The 24,171-nt window shown below is 60.8% G+C and carries 21 protein-coding genes and 1 pseudogene; 8 read left to right on the top strand and 14 right to left on the bottom strand.

Annotation, left to right across the window (positions count from 1 at the left end; translation table 11 throughout):
* Positions 1-63: 63 nt before the first annotated feature.
* Positions 64-3,150: an autotransporter domain-containing protein gene (locus ACT9T4_RS01875; RefSeq protein WP_499115226.1), complete on the bottom strand. Its 3,087-nt coding sequence runs from the start codon at positions 3,148-3,150 to the stop codon at positions 64-66.
* A gap of 681 nt (positions 3,151-3,831) precedes the next feature.
* Here ACT9T4_RS01875 and ACT9T4_RS01870 point away from each other — a divergent pair.
* Positions 3,832-5,778 (top strand): putative bifunctional diguanylate cyclase/phosphodiesterase, encoded by a 1,947-nt coding sequence (locus ACT9T4_RS01870; RefSeq protein ID WP_499115224.1) that lies wholly within the window; start codon positions 3,832-3,834, stop codon positions 5,776-5,778.
* A gap of 677 nt (positions 5,779-6,455) precedes the next feature.
* Here the strand turns inward: ACT9T4_RS01870 and ACT9T4_RS01865 are convergent.
* Positions 6,456-7,610, bottom strand: a complete 1,155-nt coding sequence (locus ACT9T4_RS01865; RefSeq protein WP_499115222.1) for a hypothetical protein — start codon at positions 7,608-7,610, stop codon at positions 6,456-6,458.
* A gap of 386 nt (positions 7,611-7,996) precedes the next feature.
* Here ACT9T4_RS01865 and ACT9T4_RS01860 point away from each other — a divergent pair, with 386 nt between their 5' ends.
* Positions 7,997-9,181 (top strand): hypothetical protein, encoded by a 1,185-nt coding sequence (locus tag ACT9T4_RS01860; protein WP_179538800.1) that lies wholly within the window; start codon positions 7,997-7,999, stop codon positions 9,179-9,181.
* Positions 9,182-9,233: 52 nt separating this feature from the next.
* Here ACT9T4_RS01860 and ACT9T4_RS01855 read toward each other — a convergent pair whose 3' ends face one another.
* From ACT9T4_RS01855 to ACT9T4_RS01835, 5 genes are all read right to left on the bottom strand, one after another.
* Positions 9,234-9,806, bottom strand: coding sequence for a hypothetical protein (locus ACT9T4_RS01855; RefSeq protein WP_499115220.1), 573 nt, complete (start codon positions 9,804-9,806; stop codon positions 9,234-9,236).
* Positions 9,807-10,402: 596 nt separating this feature from the next.
* Positions 10,403-11,980 carry a glutamine-hydrolyzing GMP synthase gene (gene guaA / locus ACT9T4_RS01850; RefSeq protein WP_042552003.1) on the bottom strand — a complete coding sequence of 526 codons (1,578 nt, stop codon included), beginning with the start codon at positions 11,978-11,980 and terminating at the stop codon, positions 10,403-10,405.
* Between the two features lie 78 nt (positions 11,981-12,058).
* Positions 12,059-13,528, bottom strand: a complete 1,470-nt coding sequence (gene guaB, locus ACT9T4_RS01845) for an IMP dehydrogenase (protein WP_042552004.1) — start codon at positions 13,526-13,528, stop codon at positions 12,059-12,061.
* Between the two features lie 246 nt (positions 13,529-13,774).
* On the bottom strand, positions 13,775-14,311 hold the full coding sequence (locus ACT9T4_RS01840; protein WP_499115218.1) for a sugar ABC transporter ATPase: 537 nt from the start codon (positions 14,309-14,311) through the stop codon (positions 13,775-13,777).
* Between the two features lie 121 nt (positions 14,312-14,432).
* The gene (locus ACT9T4_RS01835) at positions 14,433-14,897 is read right to left on the bottom strand and encodes a multidrug/biocide efflux PACE transporter (RefSeq protein ID WP_499115216.1); all 465 of its coding nucleotides are present in this window, start codon (positions 14,895-14,897) and stop codon (positions 14,433-14,435) included.
* 88 nt (positions 14,898-14,985) lie between these two features.
* On the opposite strand from ACT9T4_RS01835, the gene ACT9T4_RS01830 reads away from it, so the two are divergent.
* Genes ACT9T4_RS01830 through ACT9T4_RS01820 form a run of 3 tightly spaced genes read left to right on the top strand, consistent with a single transcriptional unit; the run spans position 14,986 to position 16,493 of the window.
* The gene (locus tag ACT9T4_RS01830) at positions 14,986-15,861 is read left to right on the top strand and encodes a LysR family transcriptional regulator (protein ID WP_042552007.1); all 876 of its coding nucleotides are present in this window, start codon (positions 14,986-14,988) and stop codon (positions 15,859-15,861) included.
* A gap of 13 nt (positions 15,862-15,874) precedes the next feature.
* Entirely contained in the window at positions 15,875-16,126 is a 252-nt protein-coding gene (locus ACT9T4_RS01825; protein ID WP_042552008.1) for a hypothetical protein, read from the top strand.
* 52 nt (positions 16,127-16,178) lie between these two features.
* On the top strand, positions 16,179-16,493 hold the full coding sequence (locus tag ACT9T4_RS01820) for an NIPSNAP family protein (protein WP_042552070.1): 315 nt from the start codon (positions 16,179-16,181) through the stop codon (positions 16,491-16,493).
* A 222-nt stretch (positions 16,494-16,715) separates the two neighbouring features.
* On the opposite strand, the pseudogene ACT9T4_RS01815 reads toward ACT9T4_RS01820, so the two are convergent.
* A pseudogene (locus tag ACT9T4_RS01815) lies at positions 16,716-17,109 on the bottom strand (DUF488 domain-containing protein).
* A 65-nt stretch (positions 17,110-17,174) separates the two neighbouring features.
* Here ACT9T4_RS01815 and ACT9T4_RS01810 point away from each other — a divergent pair.
* Positions 17,175-17,846, top strand: a complete 672-nt coding sequence (locus ACT9T4_RS01810; RefSeq protein WP_499115213.1) for a COG3650 family protein — start codon at positions 17,175-17,177, stop codon at positions 17,844-17,846.
* A gap of 50 nt (positions 17,847-17,896) precedes the next feature.
* Here ACT9T4_RS01810 and ACT9T4_RS01805 read toward each other — a convergent pair whose 3' ends face one another.
* From ACT9T4_RS01805 to ACT9T4_RS01785, 5 genes are all read right to left on the bottom strand, one after another.
* Positions 17,897-18,088: a DUF1289 domain-containing protein gene (locus tag ACT9T4_RS01805; protein WP_042552010.1), complete on the bottom strand. Its 192-nt coding sequence runs from the start codon at positions 18,086-18,088 to the stop codon at positions 17,897-17,899.
* The gene (locus ACT9T4_RS01800) at positions 18,088-18,612 is read right to left on the bottom strand and encodes a gamma carbonic anhydrase family protein (RefSeq protein ID WP_499115211.1); all 525 of its coding nucleotides are present in this window, start codon (positions 18,610-18,612) and stop codon (positions 18,088-18,090) included. Before ACT9T4_RS01800 ends, ACT9T4_RS01805 begins: the two co-directional genes overlap by 1 nt.
* Positions 18,613-18,634: 22 nt before the next feature.
* A complete protein-coding gene (locus tag ACT9T4_RS01795) occupies positions 18,635-19,237 on the bottom strand; it encodes a CoA pyrophosphatase (RefSeq protein WP_042552071.1) in 603 nt (200 codons plus the stop codon).
* Positions 19,238-19,431: 194 nt separating this feature from the next.
* Positions 19,432-20,193, bottom strand: a complete 762-nt coding sequence (locus tag ACT9T4_RS01790; RefSeq protein WP_042552012.1) for an ABC transporter permease — start codon at positions 20,191-20,193, stop codon at positions 19,432-19,434.
* A complete protein-coding gene (locus ACT9T4_RS01785) occupies positions 20,190-21,116 on the bottom strand; it encodes an ABC transporter ATP-binding protein (RefSeq protein ID WP_499115265.1) in 927 nt (308 codons plus the stop codon). The genes ACT9T4_RS01790 and ACT9T4_RS01785 overlap by 4 nt, the downstream gene beginning before the upstream one ends.
* A 224-nt stretch (positions 21,117-21,340) precedes the next feature.
* Between ACT9T4_RS01785 and ACT9T4_RS01780 the strand changes: the two genes are divergently transcribed.
* The gene (locus ACT9T4_RS01780) at positions 21,341-21,652 is read left to right on the top strand and encodes an I78 family peptidase inhibitor (RefSeq protein WP_042552013.1); all 312 of its coding nucleotides are present in this window, start codon (positions 21,341-21,343) and stop codon (positions 21,650-21,652) included.
* A 66-nt stretch (positions 21,653-21,718) separates the two neighbouring features.
* Entirely contained in the window at positions 21,719-22,636 is a 918-nt protein-coding gene (locus ACT9T4_RS01775; RefSeq protein ID WP_042552014.1) for a LysR family transcriptional regulator, read from the top strand.
* Positions 22,637-22,651: 15 nt separating this feature from the next.
* On the opposite strand, the gene ACT9T4_RS01770 is transcribed toward ACT9T4_RS01775, so the two are convergent.
* Positions 22,652-23,998 carry an SLC13 family permease gene (locus ACT9T4_RS01770; protein ID WP_042552015.1) on the bottom strand — a complete coding sequence of 449 codons (1,347 nt, stop codon included), beginning with the start codon at positions 23,996-23,998 and terminating at the stop codon, positions 22,652-22,654.
* Positions 23,999-24,171 lie beyond the last annotated feature (173 nt).

Genomic DNA, 24,171 nt, shown 5'->3' with positions numbered 1-24,171 from the left:
GGCTGGATACCACTCGGGGCGAAACTACCCGAATGATCATCCAGCCCGACGCCGCAGTTTCGGTCAGAAGCGTACTGTCACCCCCGCGTTAACCGAGTGGAAACGAGTGTCGGAACCGAACTGCCCTTGATAGGACAGCCCCAGATCGGTCTGTCGATTCAAGCGCAGTTTCGCACCCACTTCAGTCAGAGCCGTGTCGCGGGCCTGGGCGACACCTTGCACTTCGAAGTTCGGACCGCCTGCAAAGGACTGAACGTTTCGCGGGTCCAGATCACCGTAGGCACGTCGCCATCCCAATGAGCCGTAGAGTTGCGTATCGAGGTTCGCTACACGGGCGTTCGTCGACGCGCGCAGGCCCAGCGTCGAGAAGACGGTGTCCTGCTTGTCGCTGGACACGTCCAGAGCAGCCGCACCGCCTTTTTCATGCATATCCTTGGCGTCGTAGCGTACGTAGGAAAGGCCGGCGAAAGGCTCCAGTACCACGCGGTCGACGGGTATGCGGTAGGCCACTTCACCACTTGCCTGCAACGATTGGGCATCGCGCTTGCCGGTCAGGCGATCACTGAACCCGGCAAAAGCAACGTTGCGCTCGCTCTCCAGACGGTGCCAGGTGTAACCAACGTCTGCGCTGAGGCGCAGAGCATCGATCTCGCCACCGGTATAGAGACCGAGATGATAGTTGTCGCTGTGACCCTCGGCATCACTGTCATCGGCATCGAACTTCGAACGGCTGTAGCCGCCATAGACGCCACCGCGCCAATCCGGGGTGAAACTACCATCGGCACCGAACAGCAGGCCGCCCGTGCTTTGGTGCAAACCGCCGGCGCCGTTGCCGCCGCCTACCTTGGTCCAGTTGCCGAATGGCTGCACCCAGGCGCCATTTTCAGTGGGTGGCGTGCTGGGCATCAGGCTCATTGCCATGGCTGGCATGCGCAATGTCCCGCCATCCAGAAGACTGCGCACACGAGTCCCCACCACTCCGGACACCACTTGGCTATTGGCGATCAGCGCGGTCGAGGTACTGCCGTGATAGTCACCGGCTAGCTGATCAACAGCGTCACGAGCACTTTCGGCATCCAGAATCAGCAGGTTGTTGTAGAGACTCAGGGAATCGCCGCTTTGCTCCAGTACGCTCAGCGCGCCAGCTGTATTGAACTGGTTCTCGGTCAACATGACCGTCTGGAAGATGCCCAGGGTAGGTTCTGGGGTTGGGGTTGGCGTCGGAGTCGGCGTCGGCGTCGGCGTCGGCGTTGGTGTCGGAGTTGGCGTCGGCGTTGGAGTCGGCGTCGGTGTTGGCGTCGGTGTCGGAGTCGGCGTTGGAGTCGGCGTTGGCGTCGGCGTCGGCGTCGGCGTCGGCGTCGGTGTCGGCGTTGGAGTCGGCGTCGGCGTCGGCGTCGGCGTCGGTGCTGTGTTTTTTTGCTCGATGGTAAGGTTCAAATCATTGGCAGTGCGCTGCAGGCCGACATTGAGGAATGCCGAGTTGGTAAACGCCTGGGCATAGGCGGTTCCTGCAGCGGCGCCGTCAATCAAGCCGCCTTGGGCAGAGAGCAAGGTGTAGGTTCTGCCGCTCTGATAACTCTGCGCTGGATCCAGTGCCGTCACGTTGACCTGCGTACCGCGCAGGGTGGCCGTGCCGCTCACGTTGACCCGATCTGCGCCGCCGTCGCCGGCAATATCCGCTGCGTAACGTGAGCCAGCGGCCATGTCGAGGTTGCCTTGTATGGCCAGCGCACCTATGGCACTTTCACCGGGCGATAACGTACCTCCGGCGGCTACGTCGGTAGTGCCCACTTGACCGACGCCGGCCAGAACGCCGCCATCCAATACTTGGGTACTGTTGGTGTAGACCCCGAATTCATTGCGCCCCACAGTGCCGTTGACTACGAGGGTACCGTTGCCGACGTTCAACCGCGAAAGGCTTTGGGTGGTGGCCGTATTGCCGCGCTGATTGACCTGGTCGACATCACCCGACAGCACGAGTCGCCCGCCGCGTACTACGACGCTACCGGCCAGTCCGCTAAGGTCGCCGCTCAGGGTGGTATTCCCGTTGAACGCATACACTCGGCCCGTTCCGCTCAACGTGTTGGCGACTTGCAGATCGGTGTCCGTGTGGTTGAACGCCAGGTGCCCGTTGCCCGTGCCAAAGCGAATGGCGGTTTGCGGGTCCAACCGGCCGGCCGCCTGAGCGGCTCCGGCAGTTACCGAATCGATATCGGTACGGTTAGGATCGGTCACGACCGAACCGCCCACAGCAAGCGTGCCCCGGGTCGGATTGTTGATGCTGCTGATCGTGCTGATGAGGATCCCGTTGGTAGCCCTCAGTTCGGCACCGTTGGACAGCGTCAGGTAAGTGCGGGTGTCGCCGGTGCCGAGTGTCATGCTCTGCGTTTCCAGGCGTGTGCCTTGTCCGGAAACACTCACCTGATTACTGCGGCTGCTAATGGCCGAGCCCAGCAACAGTGAGTCGGTCGCCAGTACGGCGCCATTCTCGAGCGTAAGATCGTTTCTGTTTCTGAACACACCGCTGTTGTCCCAGCGGGTTCCGGCATCGGAAAGCCTGACGACGGAATCGATATCGACCTGCTGGCTGTTGATTTTCCCGCCATCATTGGCCGTGATGCCCGACCTGTAGACAAATACCCCACCGGCCTCGATGTTGACCGCGTCGACCAGGGAGTTCTGGCCACTCACGAGCAGCTGGGCGTTCGAAAATGCGTTGGAGCGCGAACCGTTGACCTCCCCCAGATCCAGATCCCGCACCGACACCTGGCCGCCGTTGCGCACGGTCAGGTCGCCTTGACCGACACCACCGACAACGATCGTGTTACCCAACACAAATGAAGTGCGGGGCACCACCCAGCGCGACCCCGTTCCTTCGACCAGCACGCTGGCCTGAGCCTGATTGACGCCCGTACTGCTGGCTTGGCCAATAATGCTGCCTCCTTCGCTGGTCACGGTTGCGCCGCTGTTGATAGTCAGACTGGAGGTGTTGCCGTCAGTTGACCGAACGTTGATCGAGCCATCGATTACGCGGTCGCTGCTGAAGGTTTCCTGACCATCGGTGAGGGTGTAGTCCGCTGCCTGAGCCTCCGAGAGCAGTGCAAGAGTAATCGCAAAAGCAAGAGGGGATATTCTGAACAAGGGGTTCATAGCGACTCCAGATACTCCATAAAGGCCACGAAGGTGGCTGCCCAGCCGCGTAGGCCAAGCGTTCCGTTAGGCAGGTTGCCAACGGGGGGGAGTATCAGGAGGCGCAGTTGCAATGGATATAGCACGCATGCACTAGCTTCCGTGCATAAGCTCGAACAGTTGTGTGGCGCCGTGACAGGTTGGAGTGCAGCCGGGGAGCGACCTGCCGGAGCGCTTCAGCCAAAGGCATGCGCTGAGCATGCTCGATCGGCCAATGGAACATCACCGTCACACTCTTGCGAGAACGCCGACCACTGCCGGCGCTACTCGCTCCGAGGCCGCATCGGTCAACCTTCACGAACCCTCATGCTTGATTCCACTCGTTTCTGATTAGCGGACTGCGGCATGAACCTGAGCTCACGCTCGTTCGCTGCCCATAAGCGGCAGACGCGGATCCCGCAGACAGACCCGAATACAACGCCCAATTCGTCTTTCAATTCGCCATCGGCGCTCGCCTCCGCTTAGCACCGTCACGACCGGCTGACGGAACGAAATCAAAGTGCCACTAGTCGTAAAGATTGCAGAAACCTGAAGATCGGCCGACACGATCCCATGAGCGCAGCGTTTAGCCCTGCTCTCTCCAGGCTGGAAAGGATGATCCGCTCGGTTATTTATCTGGTCTTATTTTCAGAGCGTCGCCTGATGAAAAAAATACTGCTGGGCGTACGAGCGTTGATGTCCGTTCCTGAGGACAATCCTGGTCTGGTCAAGGCGCAATACCTCGCGCTGTCTCGCCAATTGCCGATGATGTATTTCATCCTGCTGATCAACACCCTGATGCTGGCGGGCACCCACTTCGCGGTCGCGCCGCGCTGGCTGGTGGTGTACTGCCCCTTGATCATGACGGTGTTCGGCGTGATTCGTGCGGTGGAATGGATGCGCACGCGAGGGCAGACACGCAGCCCGGCGCAGATGCTGACGGCGCTGAAGCGCACCAATATGCTCGCGCCGTTTGTGGCCGTGGCGTTCACCGCTTGGTCGCTGGCGTTGTTTCCCTATGGCGACGGCTATGCCCAGGCGCATGTCGCCTTTTATATGGCGATCACCGTCATCGGCTGCATTTTCTGCATGATGCACCTGCTACCAGCCGCCCTGGCTACCACAGCAGTGGTCAACACGGCGTTCGTGGTGTTCTTCGCATCCACCAATATCATTACCTTCGTTGCCACTGCAATTGACGTGCTGCTGGTGTCCATCGCCATGCTGATCATTCTCAAGGCGCAGTACGCCGACTTCACCCGGTTGGTGAACATGCAGGCGCACACGGCAAAACTCAGTGAGGAAAACCTCCACCTGGCCAATCAGGACAGCCTGACCGGGCTGGCCAACCGACGGCAGTTCTTTTCCCGCCTCGATACGCAACTGTCCCGCGCCCGCGAGCAGGATATTCGCCTGGCCGTAGGGCTGATCGACCTGGATGGCTTCAAGCCGGTCAACGATCTGTATGGCCATAGCATTGGTGACAAGCTGCTCTATCAAGTTGGCCAGCGCCTGACCGGGCTGCTCGACGAAAACGTGCACCTTGCCCGGCTGGGCGGCGACGAGTTCGCCCTGATCATCACTCAGGCCATGAGCGACGACCAGCTGCGGGCGTTTGGCGAGAAAATCTGCGCCAGCATGCGCGAGCCGTTTCTGCTGGTGGACATTCCTATCCAGATCAGTGCATCACTGGGCATCGCGACCTTCCCGGATCAGGCATCCTGCGCCACGCACGTCTATGAATACGCCGACTACGCCCTGTATCAGAGCAAGCGCCACCGACCCGGTACGGTCTGCCTGTTCAGCGCAGCCCACCGCCAGCAGCTCAACCGCGAAGGGCTGACCGAGCAGGCCCTGCGCCGGGCCGATCTGGAGCGTGAGTTTCACGTGGTGTTCCAGCCCATCGTGGATATTCACAGTGAGCAAACCGCCGCGTTCGAAGCACTGGCTCGCTGGGAAAGTCCAGAGTTGGGCAGCGTGCCGCCCTGTGATTTCATTCCGATTGCCGAGCGTGTCGGCATGGTCAATCGCCTCACGGTGCCGTTGCTCAGAGCGGCGCTGGACGCGGCCGCGAGTTGGCCTGCGGGTATCCGCCTGTCATTCAACCTGTCCGTCCACGACTGTGGTTCGCAGGACGCGGCCCAGCAGATCGTCGAGCTGATCAAGAGCAGCCGTTTCGACCCGGCCTGCCTCGATCTGGAAATCACCGAAACCGCGGCCATCCAGGACCTGCCGCAGACCCAGCGAGCGATCAGCCGGTTTCGCGAGCTGGGCTGCGGCATATCCCTCGACGACTTCGGCGCCGGCTATTCCAGCCTGAGCCAGATCCACGCGCTGTCGCTGACCAAACTAAAGGTGGACCGCACCTTCGTCACCAACATCCACCTCGACCCGGCCAGCTTCAAGATCGTCAAATCGCTGGTTGCCCTGTGCCAGGACATGCAACTGGAATGCATCGTCGAAGGCGTGGAAACCGCCGCCGAACTCGGCGCCCTGAAGAACCTCGGCTGCGTCTGGGCCCAGGGCTACCTGTTCTCAAAACCCATGCAAGCCAGCGACATCAGCGCCTGGCTTGGCGGCGAGCAGTTGGCCAAGGTGCAGGCGGTTTGATCCGCCGATAGGGCAAGGCGCCGCTCGCGCTCATGCCCTGAGAGCTACACAAACTCTGCCAGAAAATGCCAGGCTCAAAATGCAAGAAGCCCGCAATTACGCGGGCTTCAGGGCATTTTTTGCTAGATCGTGCCGGGCAGTGCCGGACGCTGGATCATTCCCACTCTATTATCAACAGACGCCATGAAAGCATGTATTTAGTGGCTTTCAAGAAACTAATTTTTTCAAAACCATGAAAAATACCCTGAAGGATAAAAATCACTTCTGAGGGCTAACGTCGCCAAGATACATGCAGCAGAAAGGAGACGCATCAGCACGGCAAGCTCAAAAGCTGCTCCCTCAGCGCAGACTTCGGCAAGCAATACGATGGCATCGACGGACCAGCCTGAAAAGCCTCTGCCACTGCCTCATCGTGACCACGATCTCTCACGTTCTTATCTCTGGCATATCATCTGAATGAATCGCCCCCCATTTCCAGAGATCCTCAAGCCTCAAGATGGTCCCCCAACGGCGGTGAGACCGTCCTCTTTTCGCCAGTTTCAAGCCACAGCGAAGGGCCGCTTCTGGCCGAGACCTGTCGTATAGCTCTGGCTCATCATCTCCTAGCACCCCAATCCGGCGCCGCCGCACTCGATGAACAGACCTTCCCTTGAAAACCCCGAATAGCTATTAACTATTCAGCGCCTAGGTAGGGAGGCCTGCGAAAACAGAAACTGAACCAGAAATACGCCCAAGCCCAACAACACAACCAAGAGGAGGCGATTGTGCTGAGCGCGGAGCTCAAGGTAAGCCTGCTCGGCCCACCGGTAGGGCATCGGTGGCGGAAACTTCAGCTCAGCCAGCTGTTGCGCAAACTGTGCCTGCAGATCCGCCAAATTATCGCGGTCAGGATCAATGATCCTGAGATCATCCTCACAAAGCCAGATCACATCAGTTCGCCTGGCCAAGGGATTCTGTCGATACCCACACTTTTGGCTCTCGTCAGCGGACGCCTTAGTGTAAGAGATGCGATAGACCCTACCGTGATACACCCCCAGATCCAGCTTCGCACCTCGCGCGATACTCAGTGTCCAGTTGGCCGGATAGGCCAAGGGCCAAACCCGGGCTTGATCATCCAGAAGAAAACGCTGGGGCTGACAGCGCGTAGTCCGCCCCCAGGCACCCGCACAATCCAGCAGTTCACCAGCCGCGAAAAAGCGCACAGGCGAATCAACCAGCGCACGCTCCTCAGGCAATGGCTGAGGCCGCCAACTCCACAACGTACCCGCTAACACCGTCAGAACTAGCACATGGGCTAAAAGTAGTTGGCTAGCCGTATGAGTTCGTCGTCGCTTCCAGAGCACATACAGAACAGCCGCTATCACCAGTGAATCCAGAATTAACCAGAGAGCCTGGATTACGAACCAGCGGTAGCGCCATTCATAAAGCTCCGCCTCGCTTAGCAAGGGGGCAGTTGATTCAAGCCCGGGCGTGCTGGTCTTCGCGTAAAGCCGCTGCAGGGTATAGGCGCGCCCCTCAAACTGACCAAGCCGCAATCGATCACCTGGCTGCAACAAGGCATACCGATGATCCTGGCGCTCATGCAATGGCTCAAGCATCAGTCTCCAGGTGCGAGAGTCATCGGCCTCTAGGCGCATCACCCAATAGCAGGTCTCCGTGCCACGATATGGATGACAGACCTCTGCGGAGTTCACGCTGGCCAAGGTAATATCTACGAACTGCAACTGGCCGCGCCCGGGAAAGGAGGTCAGAAACGGCGTCGTGCGCCCCAGCATATCAATGAACGCCAGTACGCCTAGCGCAGCAATGAGTGTGAGCGACCGCCAGCGCATATCATCGTCCCTGAGACATCAATCAAATACTGATCGAATGGTAACCGAGATATGAGCGCCCTAGTCGATCTCAAATAAGTCGTTCTGCTGCCGCATATGCGCAGTTGATCACACCATCGACCTTTGCCATCTCTTACTACCCTTGAATCGCACTTGGTCGATTTCGGCCGATTACTAGAAGGGCGGCTTTGGGCCGGTAGCTGCCCCTCGTCACCGGCGACTGCTATCGACCCAAAACGAACATCCGTCGCAGCGCACGCTCTGCACCACGTTGGGTCCGGTTATACCTCGGCTTGTTAGCCGGACCGAGCGGCTCTAAGATCGAACCATCTCAAGGTCATAGCCGGCCATGCGCTGCGCTGTGGATGGCAACAAAGGATCCTTCAGTGAAAATTCGAGAAATGTTTTGCGGGCTGGCCATATTGGCGATGGCCAGCCCGGTACTGGCGAACAAGTACATCATCGACATGCAGGGTGAATCGCCCAACCGCGTGATCGTGTATGCCAATGCGGAGGATATCGCCAGACTGGGTGGCAGTGCATTCTCCCAAACGCTGATCCGAGGGATGGAGCTGGAACTGGTCTACGAGGCGGCGGACAAGCCTCATTGGACGGTCATGGCGGCGCAATTCGAATGCCCCAACATGAATCGCATGATCATGCCGGACTTGAACGGAAGCAATGTGCGGGTTCCGAAAGATGTCGAGATCAAACTTGCATCCTTGCCGGAGGTAGACACCATCAGGTTCCGTTCCAATGGAGGTGGAACCTGGTCCCGGAAGAAGGACAGGTACGAAGCAACACAACCCACGGATTGGCAGACGACCTCGAGCTACACCTTGCTGCAGGCCTATCGCATTGCCTGTCAGCCGGATGCTTTCTCGAGCGCACTGCAGGCGTCGGGTAACCCGGACCGCTCCATCAATAACGAACTGCTTGCAAAAAATATGGAAGGGCTGGGCATCCATGTTTTGGGCGCGGTTCCGATAGGTACTGGTGAGGATGCGGCGGATTTCACCTGGAAGCACATCTGGAAGGACGCGGTACGTCCACCCTCGGTAGCCGCGCGGGAAATGACGCCGGATGAAATCGCCGGACTCAAACGAAACATGGCCGAGCTCAAGTCGAGAGTTGACCGTGAAGCAGATGAGACCAATGCAACGCTCAAGAAGCTTGGCGGAGAACTTTCCTTTACCACCAAGGCTGCGCAATTGCGCGGCAAGCGCAAGCTGTCGCGGGCCGAGTCAACGCTGGTCCAGCTGTGGGTGGGGAAGACAGAACACGATGTGGTCGTGGCGAACGGGCCGCCGGCAATCAATGATGCCGGTGGGATGCGCTTTCTTTCCTACGGCAGTTCGTACGACAACCAGGTGCAGTGGGTGAATGCTTTCAATGGCGCCCCAATGGGCACGGCGGGCGGTTGGCAGTATTGCAACGTGCGCTATGTCCTGATGCCGGACGAGTCGGACAACGTATACAAGGTTGTCGATGTCCGGGTGACGGCTGACTCTGCAGGGGATACCCGCGGCATGCATGCCTGCGCCGACATCATGAACGCGCCCGGCCAATAGACGGCACGGTAAGGCGGTGTAACGTACTGCCCCGGAGCTGTAGTCCGGGGGCTTACTTTACCCGCACCGCCATGCATTCCTTCAAACGCCTATAGGCGGCCTGCACGGCAATGGGTTTTATATCGACCATGGACTTGCCATCCATGCCGATGGTGTAGTGGGCAGTGTCGCTTTTATCCTTCAGAACCGAGTCAAACTTGAGCGACAGGATGAAACCCCCTCCCTGGCCGTCACTGCCGGGTATCTGGTAGGCCCCGACATCAGCATTGCCCAGCCCATTGCCGAATGTGACTCTTACGGTCTTAGGGGCTTTTACCTGGGGAATGTCCTTGCTGTTGAACCACAGCATCCCGTCGCCTTTTTTGGCCATTTCGGCATCCCACGGACCTGCAATTTTCAGCGAGGCCGTCTCGGTGATGAAACCTACGGAGCACTGGTAGCCATCGTTCACCGACTTGTGCGACAGCACCCAAATGCCTTCCTTGCTTTTGTAGAACGGCGTGTTTGCCATTTTCCCGTCATTCGCCGAATTGCCACCACCCAACAGTTCCGTTGGTACCTGCGCCATCAAGGCCGTAGGAAGCAGTGCAAGCATGCATGCGGCGATGCAGGGGCGGAGTTTCATGTCGGCGTTCTCTCGGGGCGGTCTGCACATGTGGGAACGACCTGCTGGCCGTCATGTGGCTTCGGTACATTCTGCTGGAATGCCCTATTAGCGGCAAGCACGGGTGGCCGGCGATCAGCAGCGTAGCCAGTGTAGTGGGCAGTGCACACAGCCGAGCTTGTGCGCGCGGCTGTGCCCCATAGGAGTACCGGTAACTTGGCTGAAGTGATGGACTGGGAATTTGATGGATATGTCCCCGCTTGACGTGACCAGCGAGGGTTGCTGTTGGACAAAAGGGGACAGATTTATTTTTCCGCCATTGCTCTGACAGTCAGCACCAATGCGGCTCTTGGTTCCGTTGAAATTCGGGCACTTGGCCACGCTCGTCTCGGCCTGATACATCGCAATCATCAGAGCGTCCATAATGGCGTTAATCAGTGGGTTCCTATCCATCATAGTGTGATGATCCAACCCATCAAAGTTGATCCATATGAGATTAGCGGCTGCCTTGTAACTTAGGGCTGCGAGAATGTCAGACGCAAAAAGCCAAAAGCCCGCAATTACGCGGGCTTTTGGTTTTCCTGAGCAGTTACTACCGGCTTACACCGGACGCGGGATCATTCCCACTCGATGGTCGCTGGCGGCTTGCTCGATACGTCGTAAGTGACGCGGGAGATGCCGTCGATTTCGTTGATGATGCGGCCGCTGACGGTTTCCAGCAGTTCGTACGGCAGGTGTGCCCAGCGGGCGGTCATGAAGTCGATGGTTTCCACCGCACGCAGGGCCACGACCCAGGCGTAACGACGGCCGTCACCGACCACGCCAACCGATTTCACCGGCTGGAACACCACGAACGCCTGGCTGACCTTGTGGTACCAGTCGGCCTTGCGCAGTTCTTCGATGAAGATGTGGTCGGCACGACGCAGCAGGTCGGCGTATTCCTTCTTCACTTCGCCGAGAATGCGCACGCCCAGGCCCGGGCCCGGGAATGGATGGCGGTAGACCATGTCGTAGGGCAGGCCCAGCTCGAGGCCGAGGCGACGCACTTCGTCCTTGAACAGCTCGCGCAGTGGCTCGACCAGCTTGAGGTTCATTTCCTCGGGCAAGCCGCCGACGTTGTGGTGCGACTTGATCACGTGCGCCTTGCCGCTCTTGGCGCCAGCGGACTCGATCACGTCCGGGTAGATGGTGCCTTGAGCAAGGAACTGGATGTTGTCGAGCTGGCTGGCCTGGGCATCGAACACGTCGATGAAGGTGCGGCCGATGATCTTGCGCTTCTTCTCCGGGTCGGCTTCGCCGGCCAGGTTGTCGAGGAACTGCGCCTCGGCGTTGGCGCGGATCACCTTGACGCCCATGTTCTCGGCGAACATGGCCATCACCTGCTCGCCTTCGTGCAGGCGCAGCAGGCCGTTGTCGACGAATACGCAGGTCAGCTGATCGCCGATGGCCTTGTGCAGCAGCGCCGCGACCACCGAGGAGTCCACACCGCCGGACAAGCCGAGCAGTACGTTGGCATCGCCGACCTGGGCGCGCACCTGGGCGATGGCGTCTTCGGCGATTTTCGACGGCGTCCACAGGGCTTCACAGCCGCAGATGTCGAGAATGAAGCGCGACAGGATGCGTTCGCCCTGCTTGGTGTGAGTCACTTCCGGGTGGAACTGCACGCCGTAATAGTTACGGTCGTCGTCGAACATGCCGGCAATCGGGCAGCTCGGCGTGCTGGCCAGCACATGGAATCCAGCCGGGATCTCGGTGACCTTGTCGCCGTGGCTCATCCACACGTCCAGGCCGAATACGCCGTCGGCATCGACATGGTCTTCGATGCCATCGAGGATGCGACTCTTGCCGACCACATCGACGCGGGCGTAACCGAATTCGCGCAGGTCGGAACCGGCCACTCGGCCACCGAGCTGCTCGGCCATGGTCTGCATGCCGTAGCAGATGCCGAATACCGGCACGCCGAGGTCGAATACCGCTTGCGGGCAACGCGGGCTGTTGGCTTCGTGTACCGACTCCGGGCCACCGGCGAGGATGACGCCGCGCGGTGCGAATTCGCGAATCGCGTCATCGTCCATGTCGAACGGGTGCAGTTCGCAATACACGCCGATCTCGCGCACGCGGCGGGCGATCAGCTGGGTGTACTGGGAACCGAAATCGAGGATCAGGATGCGGTGAGCGTGAATGTCGAGGGCCATGACTAGTTCTCGTCAGTGGTAAGCAGAAACAACGCGGGGCTGTCGATAACAGCCCCGCTTACAGGTATTACCGAAGCATCAACCTACCCGGTAGTTCGGCGCTTCTTTGGTGATCTGCACGTCATGGACGTGGGATTCGGCCATGCCGGCACCGGTGATGCGGACGAACTCGGGCTTGGTGCGCATCTCTTCGATGGTGCCGCAGCCGGTGTAACCCATGGAGGCCCGCAGACCGCCCATCAGTTGATGGACGATGGAACCCATGGCGCCCTTGTAGGCCACGCGGCCTTCGATGCCTTCAGGCACCAGCTTCTCGGCACCGGCAGCGGAGTCCTGGAAGTAGCGATCCGAGGAACCCTGAGCCTGGGACATGGCGCCCAGCGAGCCCATGCCGCGGTAGGCCTTGTAGGAGCGGCCCTGGAACAGCTCGATCTCGCCTGGAGCTTCTTCGGTACCGGCCAGCATGGAGCCGATCATCACGCAGGAAGCACCGGCAACGATGGCCTTGGACAGGTCACCGGAGAAACGGATGCCACCATCGGCGATCAATGGAATACCGCTGCCTTCCAGCGCGGCGGCGACGTTGGCCACTGCGGAGATCTGCGGCACGCCGACACCGGCGACGATACGGGTGGTGCAGATCGAGCCAGGGCCGATGCCGACCTTGACCGCATCGGCGCCCGCTTCGGCCAGGGCCAATGCGGCAGCGCCGGTGGCGATGTTGCCGCCGATCACCTGGATATCCGGGAAGTTCTGCTTGACCCAGCGCACGCGCTCGATCACGCCCTTGGAGTGGCCATGGGCGGTGTCGACGATGATCACGTCAACACCGGCATTGGCCAACGCGGCAACGCGGTCACCGGTGTCGGCACCCGTACCGACGGCAGCACCCACGCGCAGACGACCCTGGTCATCCTTGCTGGCCAGCGGGTAGGCCTTGGCTTTTTCGATGTCCTTGACGGTCATCATGCCCTTGAGGGTGAAGGCATCGTCGACGATCAGGACTTTCTCGATACGGTGCTTGTGCAGCAGATCGCGAACGACGTCCTTGGCAGCGCCTTCCTTGACCGTGACGAGACGCTCTTTGGGGGTCATCACTTCACGGACGGTAGCGTCCAGGCGGTTCTCGAAGCGCACGTCACGGGAGGTGACGATACCGACCAGATCACCATTGCTCAGCACGGGAACGCCGGAGATGTTGTTCTGGCGAGTCAGTTCGAACAGGTCGCGCACGGTCGCGTCGGCCTCGATGGTGATCGGGTCCTTGACCACACCGGCTTCGAACTTCTTGACCTTGCGCACTTCGGCAGCCTGCTGCTCGATGGTCATGTTCTTGTGGATGATGCCGATGCCGCCTTCCTGCGCCATGGCGATGGCCAGGCGGGCTTCGGTCACGGTATCCATGGCCGCGGACAGCAGCGGAATATTCAACTCGATGCCACGGGTGAGGCGAGTCTTGAGGCTGACGTCCTTCGGCAGAACATCGGAGAAACCGGGGATAAGTAAAACGTCGTCGAAGGTAAGAGCTTCTTGACTGATACGCAGCATGGCGGGGGCTCCCAGACGGGAAAATTGGAAGCGCGCCATTATACCGAGTCAGCCCCTGTCACTCAATGTAAAGAATGGATATCGACCGTTCGGCAATTAATATCAATGATTCTCAGCTGGCGGGGAACCGATGAGCATTCATGCAGCCTGATCTATTCAGGCTCAGGGAAGAGCTCCCCCTCCCCTTGCAACGCCGCATCACTGGCGGATCGCCATACCAGGCAGGGCGTTGCCTGCGTAATAAACCTAGGCGCTTACCAGCGCGACGGGATACCCCAGCCGTTCGGCGAACTCTTCGAGAAAGGCAGGCGTGAACCGCGCATCGGCCCAGCCATTGAAGATGAAACCCAGGTTGGAAAAGCCGCAAGGCTGCAGGAACAGGAAACCGTTGATGTCGTCTTCGTGCCTGCATTCGGGGCAGGTGAAGTTGTCGGTTTCTCCTGGCGTCCACTCGTCCAGGCTTTCGAACAACGCCTCGCCGATCTCCTTGCGGCATTCGGGGCAACCCGCCTCTTCGAGGAAGCCGTCGACGGGCGTGTAGATGCAGCGCCGGTAGATGACTTCCAGCCCATTGATGGGCTGGCCGAACGGCAGCCGCTCGGCGAACTCGACCACCCTGCTCGCTCCAGGCGCGATGGCGTAGGCCATGCCATTGCGCCCACAGGTGGTCGGCAGCGCCTCGACGATATCGCGCTTGGCCAGCCAGCGAAGGATCTGCTGCGCCTTGCGCTCATGGCCGGGGAAGCTGGAAATCCGCGGAACGACGATACTCTGAGTAGCCATGCCCTTGCCTTCGGGGGAACCGTAAACCGCGAAGCTTAGGGGTTGCCGGCAGCGGATCACAAGCCGCATGACGCTCGGCCGACGGCCTGCAGCGTGGCAGGCCGTGGCCAAAGCCAGGCGATTAGCGGCAGGCCAGTTCGCTGGCTTGGCGACGCTGGAAGTAACGCTCGCGCAGGCTGTCGTAAGCCAGGTTGTAGCCCAGGGTGTAGGGCAGGAAGAACAGGATCAGGCCGATATCCAGGAAGAATGCCGCCACCAGGCTGATCGACAGCCACCAGGCCGCCAGCGGTACCAGCACCAGAATCAGGCCTGCCTCGAACAGCAAGGCGTGGCTGATCCGCGCCCAAAGGCCGCGCTCGAAACCCATGCGGCGCTGCGCGGCATCAAACAGCATGTTGAAGATCATGTTCCAGAGCATGGCGATGGCCGAGAACATCAGCGTCAGGGCGCCCATGTGCGCCAGGGATTTACCCATGGCCCAGGCCAGCAGCGGCGCGCACACCACCACGGCGATCACTTCGAACAGGGTTGCATGCAGCACGCGCTCCTTGAGGGAGCGACGGGCGATCTGATTGGACTGACTCATTTCTGATGACTCGCAAGGTAACGTCGATGGAGCTATCCTCATCGGAAAAACAGCCAGAGCAAAGTTGCCAACCATCGGAAAAACCGATATGAATCTTTCTCCCGAATCTCTCCAGGCTTTTGCCCAGGCGGCCGCCACCGGCTCGTTCAGTGCCGCGGCCCGGCGCCTGGGCAAAAGCCAGTCGACGGTCAGCGAATCCATTGCGCGGCTGGAAATCGACCTCAACGTCAGCCTGTTCGTACGCGGCGCGCGCCAGCTAACGCTGACCGAGGCCGGCTGCAGCCTCTTGAGCCGGGTGCAGGATGTGCTGGCCGCATCCGATCGCCTGCTGCGCCAGGCCGGACAATTGGCTGCGGGCCTGGAGCCCAAGCTGACCCTTGTGCTGTCGGACGCCTACCAGGCGAGCCAGTATCAGGCTCGTCTGGTGGAGCTCGACCAGCGCTACCCGGATCTGGAATTCGAGTGTTTTTTCGCCGAGCACGCTGATGTTCTCGACTTGGTCGGCCAGGGCCGGGTCAATCTTGGCCTGCTCGCTGCACAACCCAGTTATCCGCCGGAACTGGCCCACGCCAGCCTGGCCGACTGTGCAGATTTCGGTCTATTCGTCGCCAGAGGGCATCCGCTCAGCCAGTTACCGCGAGTCACTGCGGATGATCTGGCCCACTGGCGCGTACTGCGCCTGAGCACTGTGGCGAAGCAGGAAGAAGAACTGGACGATCTGCCGGGCAGTGGCGGGCGCTGCTGGTCGGCGCCGGACTATCTGCTGCTGCTGGAGATGGCCACGCTGGGCTTTGGCTGGGCTGCCCTGCCTCGCCAGTTGGTCATGGGCCATGGCGGGGATCGCCTGCAGGAACTGGCCATCAACGGCTGGCCCAAGCAGGTTGCGGTGGATGTGGTCTGGTCGCGGGAACGGCCGCTGGGCCCGGCTGCCGCCTGGTTGCTGGAGCGGCTGCTGGCTGTATGAAGGAGTGTCATGAATGAAAAGCTTTACCCCACTCGATATAGAACGCAGAAGCTTCACCGGCACACGTCTCGGCTTTTTTCTGCTGCTGGCGGTGGTGCTGGGGCTGTCGCTTTACGCGCTGTTCGGCATTGCTTTCAACCTCTGGCTCGCCGGCTTTCTGCTGCTGCCCAATGGCCTGTTGATCTACCTTGCCGTCTTCGCGAAGGATGCAACGCTACGAAAGACCAGCGAGACACTGCGGCAGTTGGGACAGACATTCGGCTAAGTGCCAAGCGCTGTTGAGCTGAGCTATGCTGCCCGCCGTCAAGGAGCCCCTCATGATCACCTGCTACCTGCGCTACATCATCGACCCGTACCAATTGGCCGAGTTCGAGCACTACGCAAAATTATGGATACCCCTGGTGGAGAAATTCGGCGGCCAGCATCACGGCTACTTCCTGCCATCGGAAGGTGCCAACAACGTGGCCCTGGCACTGTTCAGCTTCCCCAGCCTGGCCACCTACGAGGAGTACCGTGAGCGCTCGATGCAAGATGCCGAGTGCCTGGAGGCCTTCGCCTATGCACAGCAGAACCGCTGCATCATCAGTTACGAGCGCAGCTTCATGCGCCCGGTAGGTGTCGAGCCCCGTTAAAGACCTTTGATTTTTTGGGAGTTTGTATCCGGAATCGACTGCAATAAGGCAGGAGCAGCCATTGATGCAGTACCTGTGGGAACGGGCGGGGACACCTGGTCCATGCCCGCGAAATCACGGGCATGGCCCGTTCCCACAAGTGGCGGTCAGCCGGCCGTTTCCGCCACGTTACAGTCTCTACGTGCGGAGTTACGGCGAATGATCGTAAACAGCTTGTAAGTCCTACAGCTCGCCCGCATAACGCACCAGCGAGCTACTCGCGCCACGCCGCTCCAGCTCATCTTCCAGAAAATCCTGCAGTACCCGGGCGTTGTTGTGCTCCCTGTTGCAGGCGGCGTACAACAGCGTCAGCTTGCCTGCTGCGGCGCGCGTCAGCAGGCTTTGCCAATACTCGGGGTGTGCCGCTAACTCGCGGCGACAGCCCTCACGAAAGGCGTCGAACACCTCGACGCGGTAAGAACTGGCGGCGCAGTTCGGCGGAAGGTGCTACAGCTGGCAGCCACTCATCGTGGTGCAGCGCATCGTTGCGACAACCTCATGGCCACAGGCGGTCGACCAGCACCCGGTAGCCGTCGCCCTCCTCCTGCGCCTGGTAAACACGCTTGCAGCGGATCATCGTTGGCGTCCCTTGAGATTGCCCAGCGGCCTCGGTAACGTGGCCGCTCGCAAACGGAGAGCCACATGCCTATCAGCCGCAAATTCCTAGTGTTCACCCTGTTGCCACTGTTCGCCAGTTGCGCGGTGTATACGGGCAAGCCCGTGGACCCGGAAAAATCGCAGACACGCCTGCAGGGCCAGCTGACTCGCGAAGCCGGCCAGCTATGGTTTTCCCCCTGTAGCGATCCACGCCGCTTCGCCATCGGCGAGGGCAGCACCGGTATCACCCAGGACAGCAGCGAGCTGTTGGGCGATGGTCATTCCGTTCTGTTCGCCGACCTGCGCGGGCAGATGGGGTCGACCAAGATCAGCGGTGCCGACGGCGGCTTCGAGCTGAGCCGCGTGTATCGGCTGCAGGGTGAAGGCCATGGCTGCGACGACCCCAACTTCAAGCGCACACTGGTGCGCGCCAGCGGCCAGGAGCCGTTCTGGAGCGTGACCGTGAGCAATCAGGGCATGGTGCTCAGCGGTCCGGAGCACGAGCCCCTGGCGCTGCCCTACATGGAAGAGCAACTGCCCGATGGCCGCATCAACCTGACCAGCGAAGCCAATGGCCAGCGCGTGGAACTGTGGATAGCGCCGCAGCGTTGCGTCGACACCATGAGCGGCGCGGTACAGCACCTGAGCGCCGAGCTACGCCTCAATGGCAAGCTGATCCGTGGCTGCGCGGCGTTCGGCGGAGCGCGTAACGACTGATCGGAGCCGCTGCCTGCGTGGGATGCGTCGCAATGGGCCGGCGCGCCCCGCTAGAGCAGGATGCCTTTGTCACGGGCACGTTCATGGCACAGCTGCAGCACTTGGCGGCGCTCGGCGTTTTCCATGCGGCTCCAGCGGGTGATCTCGTCGACGTTGCGCTGGCAACCGATGCAGATGTCCTCCTCGTCCAGTGCACAGACGTGCACGCAGGGTGAGGCGACGGGACGTTCGGCGGTTTGCATCAGTCTTCCTGCTCGGCGAGATCGGTGGCATAACGCCTGGCGTTCTGTACATAGTGAGCGGCACTGGCTTCGAGCAGTTTCTTCTGCTGCTCGGTGAGCTCACGCACCACCTTGCCGGGCGAGCCCACCACCAGCGAACCATCGGGAATTTCCTTGCCCTCGGCGATCAGCGCGTTGGCGCCGATGATGCAGTGCTTGCCGATACGCGCGCCATTGAGCACCACGGCGTTGATGCCGACCAGGCTGTAATCACCGACCGAACAACCATGCAACATGGCGTTGTGGCCCACGGTGACGCCCTTGCCCAGGGTCAGCGGTGAGCCCATGTCGGTGTGCATGACCGCACCGTCCTGGACGTTGCTGTCCTCGCCGATATGGATGAGTTCGTTGTCGCCACGCAGCACCGCGCCGAACCAGACACTGGCCCGCGCCTCGAGGCGTACCTTGCCGATCAGGGTGGCGCTGGGAGCGACCCAGCTTTGCGGATGCTGTTCGACACGGGCATTGCCCAGGCGGTATTTCATGGCGAAAGTCTCGGAGCCAGGCTCACGTGAGGTGAATGTAGTACTCGGGTGGGCGCTGCATGTCGATACCGGCATCAAAGACCAGATTGACCAGCTCCACCAGCATGATCGCCGTCAGCCCCCAGATCTTGTACTCACCATAGCGGTAGCTCGGCACGTACCAGCTATGGCCGAGGTAATCGATGCGGTGGGTGACTTCACGGGGGTCATCACGGAAGAACGCCAGGGGCACGGAAAACACCGCGGCGATCTCGCCATCGTTGGCCTGGTAGTCGACGAAGTCAGGCACCACCCCGACATAGGGCGTGACCTGAATGCCGTGCCTGGAAACCAGCGTGCTGAGCGGACCGACGATCTCCACGAGGCCGGGCGGCAGGCCGATTTCCTCTTCGGCCTCGCGCAGGGCGGTGTCGATCAGGTCGCGGTCTTCCGGGTCGCGGCGGCCACCGGGAAAGGCGACTTCGCCACCGTGGGTGGACAGACCACTGGCGCGCAGGGTGAGTACCACTTCGGGCTCATCGCTGCGGGTGATGGGCACCAGCACCGCAGCCTCGGGAAAACCCTCCTGGGCCTCCATGAAGTGCGGGCTGTAGCCTCGAACGCGTTGGAGTAACTCGTCCAGCATGACCATTCTCGGAATTCTTCTGCGCCGGATAATGGCATGAAAAAAGCCTGGAACCCACCCTTTCACACCCTGCGAAAAACTCGCGAGCTAGGATCATGCAAGGCAAAAACAGGCGAGAAAGCGCAATGTACTTTTGTACATGAGCATTTCGAGCCCGTTTTTAACGCAGCAGGGCCGACGCGCAGCAGTTTTTTTCAGCTTTTCAGGCGATAGCCGGTTTTAAAGATCCAGCCAACGGTAAGGATGCACGCCAGCAGGAAGCCGAGAATCATCCCCAGGCTGACCAGCACGTTGACGTCGGATACGCCGTAGAAGCTCCAGCGGAACGCACTGATCAGGTAGACCACCGGGTTGAACAGGGTCACCGTCTGCCATACCGGTGGCAGCATGCTGATCGAGTAGAAGCTGCCGCCGAGAAAGGTCAGTGGCGTAACGATCAGCGCAGGGACGATCTGCAGCTTCTCCCAGCCGTCGGCCCACACGCCGATGATGAAGCCGAACAGGCTGAAGGTCAGCGCCGTGAGCACCAGGAAGGCCAGCATCCAGAACGGATGGAGAATCTCGAAATCGACGAACAGCCGCGCCGTGGCGAGGATGATCAGGCCGAGCACGATGGACTTGGTGGCCGCCGCGCCCACGTAGCCGAGGAGAATTTCCAGGTAGGAAATCGGCGCCGACAGCACCTCGTAGATGGTGCCCGAGTATTTGGGCATGTAGATGCCGAACGAGGCGTTGGAGATGCTCTCGGTCAGCAGCGCCAGCATGATCAGGCCGGGGATGATGAAGGCACCATAGCTGACGCCATGCACCTGGGTCATGCTCGAACCGATGGCCGAGCCGAACACCACGAAGTACAGCGAGGTGGTGATCACCGGCGTGGCGATGCTCTGCAGCAGGGTGCGCCAGGTGCGGGCCAGTTCGAACAGGTAGATGGCGCGGATCGCGTAGAAATTCATATCCGATCCCTCACCAGACTGACGAAGATGTCCTCCAGCGAACTCTCGCTCGACTGCAGATCCTTGAAGGCGATGCCGTGCTGCGCCAGCACCTGCAGCAATGCGGCGATGCCGGTGTCCTCCTGCTGGCCGTCGAAGCTGTAGACCAGCTCGTGGCCGTCGTCGCGCAATTGCAGGTCATCACGCTGCAGCGCCGGCGGCAGTTCGCTCAACGGCTGCTGCAGGTGCAAGGTCAGCTGTTTCTTGCCGAGCTGACGCATCAGGGTGTCCTTGTCCTGCACCAGAATGATCTCGCCCTTGCGGATCACGCCGATGCGGTCGGCCATTTCCTCGGCCTCCTCGATGTAGTGGGTGGTCAGGATGATGGTCACGCCGCGTTCGCGCAGCTTGCGCACCATTTCCCACATGTTGCGGCGCAGTTCGACGTCGACCCCGGCGGTCGGCTCGTCGAGAAAGAGGATCTCCGGTTCGTGGGACAGCGCCTTGGCGATCATCACCCGGCGTTTCATGCCGCCGGACAGTTCGAAGATGCGCGCATCCTTCTTGTCCCACAGCGACAGGTCGCGCAGCAGTTGCTCCAGATACGCGTTGTCCGGCGCCTTGCCGAACAGGCCACGGCTGAAGCGCACCGCTGCCCACACGCTTTCGAAACCTTCGTTGAACAGCTCCTGGGGCACCAGGCCGATCTTCGACCGGGCCGCCCGGTAATCACGCAGGATGTCGTGGCCGCCAACCGTCACCGAACCGCTGCCGGGATTGACGATGCCGCAGATGATGCTGATCAGCGTGGTCTTGCCGGCGCCGTTGGGACCCAGCAGCGCGAAGATCTCGCCCTTGTGGATGTCCAGATCGATGGATTTCAGCGCCGGATGCCCGGACGCATAGGTTTTGTTCAACTGCTGAATAGAAATGACCGATTGCACGGCATTGCCTTGATCCTGGAAACAGTCGGCCATTGTAAAGAAATGCTACACGCCACGCTGCCCCGCTCGGCGGAGCGCGCGCCATCACGGGGTTCGATGGCGACCAGGCGCACCTCGACAGCCTGTGGATAGGTCGAATTCGGAACACGGGCACGACAAGACAGTCCGATACACGGCACACTCTGGTACTTCACAGTGAACCCTTCAGACACAAGGATCATGCAATGGCTTTCAAACACCTGATTGGCGGCGCCGCCCTGCTCGCCGTGCTCGCCGGCTGCAGTTCGACCGACACAGCGCCCACCCAGGCCTCGAAACCCGCCAATAACAACGGCAAATGCAGTGCCGAAGCCGCCCAGGGCCTGCTCGGTCAGGTCGCCACCGCGGAAATCGTCGAACAGGCACGCCAGCAGTCCGGCGCACGCACCGCACGGGTACTCTCGCCTGGCGACATGGTCACCCTGGATTACGACTCTCAACGCCTGAACATCGACATCAGCGAAGCGGAAGTGATCGAGCGCATCGCCTGCGGTTGATTTTGTAGCCCCTGCCGATCTGCGTCACAATCGGGCCAGCCCCCTGCCAAGGAGTGGATCTGGCCCATGCAGATAGATGAAGAACTGACGCTCAAGAAGCTGGAAATCTTTCTGGCCTTCATGCGCTGCGGCAACCTGACCAAAGCCGCGAGCGAGCTGGACACCAGCAACGTTAGCGTGCACCGCGCCATTCATTCGCTGGAAAGCGCCCTGCGCTGCCCGCTGTTCAAGCACGAAGGGCGCAATCTGATTCCCCTCGAAAGCGCCTACGTGCTGGAGGAAAAGGCTCGCCAGTTGGTGAAGGACGTGGTCGACACGGTACGCCTGACCCGCGAAGCAGCCGGATTCTCGGCCGAGCGCTTCAAGCTCGGCTCGCTGTATTCACTGACGGTGAAAACCGTACCGCAGTTGATCATGGGCCTGAAGATACGGCGCAGCGAGTTGAATATCGACCTGATTCTCGGCTCCAACATCGACCTCATGTACAAGCTGAAGAACATGGAGCTGGACGCGATTCTGGTCGCCCTGAGCGACTGCGATCCCCATCCCGATTGCGAGCAACTGCCGCTGTTTTCCGATGACATCTTCCTCGCCGTACCGGTGGACTCGCCCTTCGCCGAGCAGGCCGAAGTGGACCTGGCCGACCTGCGCGAATCCACCTTCATCACCCTGACCCAGGGCTTCGCCACCCACCAGGACGGTGTGCGGGTATTTCAGCAGGCGGGGTTCGAGCCCAATGTGGCCATGCAGGTGAACGACATCTTCACCCTGCTCAGCATGGTCAGTTCCGGCGTGGGTTATGCCCTGCTGCCGGGGCGCATCGCGGCGGTGTACGAGAACCGCGTGAAGCTGATTGCACTTCAGACCAAGTACCACCTGCAGCAGCACATCGGCGTGGTGTTTCTCAAAGCCAAGGAGCGCGACCCCAACCTGCTCGCGCTCCTTGCCGAATGCCGCATGTACAGCCTCGGGCTGAATGCCTGAGGCCAGCCCGGTGGGTTACATCCAGCCCGGCACCACGAACAGCAACCAGGCCAGCAGCGGGCCGAAGGCCACCACCAGCCCGCTGTAGACGAGGAAACGACGGAACAACGCCTCGCGCTCTTCCTTCGCCGCCGAAGCCACCACCAACGCGCCATTGGTGGAGAACGGGCTGACGTCCACCACCGTGGAGGACACCGCCAGCGCACAGATCACGCCTGCAGCGCTGAGCTGGCCCTGCATCAGGAACGGTACCGCCAGCGGAATCGTGGCGCCCAGCACGGCCGCCGAAGACGCGAAGGCGGAGACGATGCCACCGACATAGCAGACCAGCAGTGCTCCCAGCAGCGGAATACCGATGGCGCTGACGCCATGACCGACGAAGTCGACTGCACCGGCCTTCTGCAGCACGGCGACGTAGGTCACCACACCACTGATCAGCAGCACCGTGGACCAGCTGATGCCGTCCACGGCGCCCTTCTGCGCGGACGGCGAGATCACCGCAATAGCGACGGCCACGGTGATCGCCACCAGACCGACGTTGAGGTCATACACCAGCGCAGCGATGCCCAGGCCCAGCAGACCAACCAGGGTGATCAGGTGATCGCGGTTGATGCGCACCTCATCCAGCGCCTGCGGGTTATTGGACAAGGTGCCGCCACCGGCACTGACCACCGCGCCATGGCCCTCGATGGCGAACTGACGCGACGACGCCTGCACACCGGCGATCAACGGCTCATCGGCCACGGCACGTCCACGGCGCAACAGTGCGATACCGCCAAAAGCGAAGAAGCAGATGAACGCCATCAGCAGGTTGAAGCCGAGGCTGGTGAGGAACACGGCCATTTCCGTGACGTCCAGCCCGGCCTTCTGCACCACCTGGTTGGTGATGCCACCGTACACGCTGATCGGCGAGAACCCGCCCGCCTGCGCCCCGTGGATCACCAGCAGGCCCATCATCAACGGGTTGATCTCGTACTGCTTGGCGAAACGCAGCGCGACCGGACCGATGATCGCGACCGCCGCTGGCCCCAGCGCGCCGAAGGCGGTGAGCACAGCGGTGACGATGAACATCACCCACGGAATGGCCACGATATGGCCGCGCACGCCCTTCACCGCCCAATGCACCAGCAGGTCGATGGTGCCGTTCTTCTGGGCGATGGCGAACAGATAGGTAATGCCGACCAGGGTCAGGAACAGATCGGCGGGGAACCCCGCTAGAACCTCCTTGCCCCCCATGCCGACCCAGATACCGCCGACGATGAACGCCAATGCGAAGCCGACGGCGCCCATGTTGATGGGCAGGGCCGTGGCCACGATGAACATGATCACCAGACCGATGATCGTTGCGATTTCCGGACTCATACGCCCTCCCGAGACACCTGGTTGGTTTCATCCGATGGCGACACGCCATCCATGGGTGCTGCCTGGCCGTGCGGTGCTGCGCGTCTGCTCATGCGCACACCCAAGCGGCTACCGCCCTTTGCACGACGGCCTGCGGCGTGATGAAGCCGGCCAGAGTAAGGATGGCGAGTGGA

It is taken from the genome of Pseudomonas sp. SZ40, from assembly GCF_052958135.1.
This window is presented reverse-complemented; position numbering and strand designations above follow the sequence as displayed.